Annotated in this window: 4 protein-coding genes; 3 read left to right on the forward strand and 1 reads right to left on the reverse strand. The window is 60.9% G+C overall.

The genetic code is table 11. The features are described from left to right. From IQ273_RS31610 to IQ273_RS31620, 3 genes are all read left to right on the forward strand, one after another. Positions 1 to 206 (forward strand): energy-coupling factor ABC transporter permease (locus tag IQ273_RS31610; RefSeq protein WP_194027049.1); only part of this gene is annotated, 206 nt, incomplete at its 5' end. 6 nt (positions 207 to 212) lie between these two features. Next, positions 213 to 1,007: a cobalt ECF transporter T component CbiQ gene (cbiQ, locus tag IQ273_RS31615; protein WP_194027050.1), complete on the forward strand. Its 795-nt coding sequence runs from the start codon at positions 213 to 215 to the stop codon at positions 1,005 to 1,007. Further along, complete coding sequence (locus IQ273_RS31620; protein WP_228054261.1) at positions 1,004 to 1,807, forward strand: energy-coupling factor ABC transporter ATP-binding protein; 804 nt, start codon at positions 1,004 to 1,006, stop codon at positions 1,805 to 1,807. Before cbiQ ends, IQ273_RS31620 begins: the two co-directional genes overlap by 4 nt. 461 nt (positions 1,808 to 2,268) lie before the next feature. On the opposite strand, the gene glmU is transcribed toward IQ273_RS31620, so the two are convergent. Then, complete coding sequence (gene glmU / locus IQ273_RS31625; RefSeq protein ID WP_194027051.1) at positions 2,269 to 3,636, reverse strand: bifunctional UDP-N-acetylglucosamine diphosphorylase/glucosamine-1-phosphate N-acetyltransferase GlmU; 1,368 nt, start codon at positions 3,634 to 3,636, stop codon at positions 2,269 to 2,271. Positions 3,637 to 3,705 lie beyond the last annotated feature (69 nt).

Genomic DNA, 3,705 nt, shown 5'->3' on the forward strand with positions numbered 1-3,705 from the left:
GGGCACTGGGGCTGGGCATAGCGGCGCTGATTTTTCTGGCGCTAATTATTTTCAATATTCCCGCAGAGTTCAATGCCGGGACCGAGCAAGCGGCGGTGCTGACGCTGTCGGTGGGCCACATTCCGCTGGCGCTTGTAGAAGGCACGTTTACCGCCATGCTGGTGCTGTTTTTGCGCCGGGTCAAGCCCGAGCTGCTGGAGGGCTAGGTCTCGATGGGAGTTGCGAGCGCTAACACCTATATTCACCGCGAGTCGATAATTCACGACTGGTCGCCCCGGCTCAAGCTGGTCAGTCTGGGGCTGCTGATGTTTGCCTTTGCCACGGTGCAGCAGCTGGCCCTGGTGCCGTGGATGCTGGGGCTGGCGGCGCTGCTCTACGGGCTGTCGCGGCTGCCAGTATCATTTTTGCGGCAGCGGCTGAGCTATCCGGGCCTGTTTATTTTGGCGGTGGTGGTGCTGCTGCCCCTCACGGTAGGGGAAACGGTGGTGGCTCAGTGGGGCTGGTTCACCCTGCGCGAAGAGGGGCTACGGGCGACAGGGCTGATTGTGGGCCGGTTTTTGTCGATTTTGACCCTGGGCTTTATTTTGCTGGGCACGACCCCGTTTTTGACGCTGCTGGGGGCGATGCGATCGCTCGGTCTGCCCACCCTGCTCGCCGATATGACGCTGCTGTCGTACCGTTACCTGTTTGAGATCGCCGCCATGCTGGCCACCATGCAGCAGGCCATGCGGCTGCGCGGCTTTGGCCACAGTCGCCAGCGCTGGCTGCGGGTCAATCGCCACACCATGCAGCAGCTCGCCATGCTGGCCGGAAACTTGCTGATCCGCAGCTACGAGCAGTCGGAGCGAGTGTACAAAGCCATGCGGCTGCGGGGCTACGGGCAGAGCCGCCAGACCGCCCCGGCTCCCACAACCACCAGCCCCCTCTCGGCCCAGAACTGGGCCTTGACCGGGGCCGTGCTGGTGGCAGCGGTAGGGTTAGTGATTGCAGAGATGAGATTGGCATGATGATGGATTCTGTTTCGACCAGCATGAACCCGGTAGCGATCGCCCCAGGGCAGCGGCGAGTTGCGATCGCCGCCAGCGCCCTCTCCTTTGGCTACCCCGACCAGCCCGAAGTGCTGCGCGACGTCACCCTGACGATCCAGGAGGGCGATCGCGTCGGCATTATCGGCCACAACGGCTGCGGCAAAACCACCCTGTTCATGCTGCTCTGCGGCGTGCTCACCCCTGTCGCAGGCGACATTCACCTGTTTGGTGAACCCCTCACCCCCGGTCAGTTTCGCCCCGAAGTCGGCCTGCTCTTTCAGGACCCCGACGACCAGCTCTTCTCCGCCTCCGTCCGCGACGACATCGCCTTTGGCCCCCAAAACATGGGCTTTGACCCCGCCGAAGTCGATGCCCGTGTAGCCCAGGCCGCCGACATGGCCGGTATCGCCCACCTACTTGATCGCACGCCCCACCACCTCTCCGGCGGCGAAAAACAAATGGTCGCGATCGCAGGCCTCCTCGCCATGACCCCCCAGATCATCCTCTACGACGAACCCACCGCCAGCCTCGACCTCCGTACCCGCCGCCGCCTGATCCGCTTCCTGCAAAACTCCACCGAAACCGTCCTGATCTCCTCCCACGACCTAGAGTTTGTGCTAGAAGTCTGCGATCGCGTCATCCTCATCGACGAAGGCCACATCATCGCCGACGGCTGCCCCCGCCAGATCATGGGCGACCAAGCTCTAATGGAAGCCCACGGTCTAGAGAAACCCCACTCGCTGATCCCCCACGTTGAGCGGCATCACGGTAGGGAGTGAGTAGGTGGATGGGTAGATGAGTGGATGGGTGGATGGGTAGATGAGGGGATACGAACCTCAGGGTTGAAGGTTGCCCACAGGTCGCTTGGCAGAACACAGATTTAAACCGATGATCGGCCCATCCTTTCCGTGAGGTGAAGGACGACGGAACGTCCTTCTCGACGGGGGTCTGGGGCCTGCGAAATGGCCCCAGCGGCAGATCTGGCTTCAACCCCCGTTGTGCGCCGCTGCAAAGACGACGGAACGTCCTCCTCGACAGGAGTCTGGAGCCTACGAAATGGCCCCAGCTACAGATCTAGCTTTCGCCCCCCATTGTGCACCACTGCAAAAACGCTACTGCTAGTGAACAAAGCTTCTTAAGCGGTGTAGTGCTGCACGTTAGCGGAGCCCCGCCCTAGCGTTATACCCCTTGTATTTCTGTGTCCCCACCAACCCAGCGGGAAGCCAATCCGCGTCTACGCCTACTTCTCCCCCTCTCTCAGGTGCTTAGGCTGCCAACCCTCGTGGTTTTTCTGCGGAGCACGGGAGACCACCAAGCAGTTGTCCGGGGCATCTTTGCGCACTACAGAGCCAGCGGCGATGGTAACATCGCTGCCAATAGTAACGGGTGCTACCAGGACGCTGTTGCTGCCGGTCTTAGTGCGATCGCCAATCACGGTCGGGTGCTTCTTGTACCCGTCGTAGTTAGCCGTAATCGTCCCAGCACCCACATTCACATTATCGCCCAGGCTAGCATCGCCAAGATACGACAGGTGGGCGACATTGGTACCCGCCCCCAGGGTCGATTTTTTGATTTCGACAAAATTGCCGATGCGGCAGCCCTCACCCACTACCGCTTCGCCCCGTAGGTGGGCGTAGGGGCCTACCCGCGCACCGTTGCCCACGGTGCTATCGCTTACCACTGAGAACGTCACAGTAGCGTTGGCTCCAATCTGGCTATCTTCGATCAGGCTGCCGGGGCCAATGCGGCTACCAGAGCCCACCACGGTTTTGCCCCGCAGGTGGGTCTGGGGCTCGATTACCACATCGGGTTCGATCTGCACGGTGGTGTCGATGGTGGTGCTGTTGGGGTCAATCAGGGTGACGCCAGCAGCCATCCAGTGGTCTTTAATGCGGTCTTGCAGAAGGGCGTAGGCCTCGGCCAGCTGCTTGCGGCTGTTAATGCCAAAGATTTCTTGACCATCGGCCACATCAACCGCCATAGCGGGGTTGATGTCTTTGACCACATCGGTGAGGTAGTACTCCTGCTGGTCGTTGTCGGCGCTGAGATGGGGCAGCACCGTCATCAGCTTGGCCCAGTTGAAGCAGTAGACCCCGGCATTAATGCGCGGGTTTTGGCGCTCGGCGGGGCTACAGTCGCGGTGCTCCACAATCTCAGTAATCAGGTTTTGGTCGGTGCAGAAAACCCGTCCATAGCCGGTGGGGTCTTTGAACTGAGCGGTGAGCAGGGTGGCGGCGTTGCCATTCTGCTGGTGGGTTGCAACCAGGTTTTGAATCGTTTCGGCCCGCAGCAGGGGCACATCGCCATTCAGCACCAGCAGGTCACCCTCGAACCCCTCCAGGTGGGGGATCACCTGCTGCACAGCATGGCCGGTGCCAAGCTGCTCTTTCTGCTCCACGAAGGTAAGCCCAGGCAGGTGAGCCAGGGCCGTTTTGACCTGATCTTGACCAAAACCAACCACAATCAGCGTATGGCTCGGATTTAGCTCAGCCAGTCCGTCGACAACCCGTTCCACCATCGATTTCCCCCCCACGGAGTGCAGCACCTTGGGCAGACTCGATTTCATTCGGGTGCCGCGCCCAGCGGCAAGAATGGCGACAGCGACCATAGGGTATGTCCTTCGTGGGTAGTGGCTCGAAGGGAGTATATCGCGGTTTGGGGAGGGAAGGGGAGTGGG

The sequence above is a fragment of the Nodosilinea sp. LEGE 07298 genome (genome assembly GCF_015207265.1).
Taxonomy (GTDB): domain Bacteria; phylum Cyanobacteriota; class Cyanobacteriia; order Phormidesmidales; family Phormidesmidaceae; genus Nodosilinea.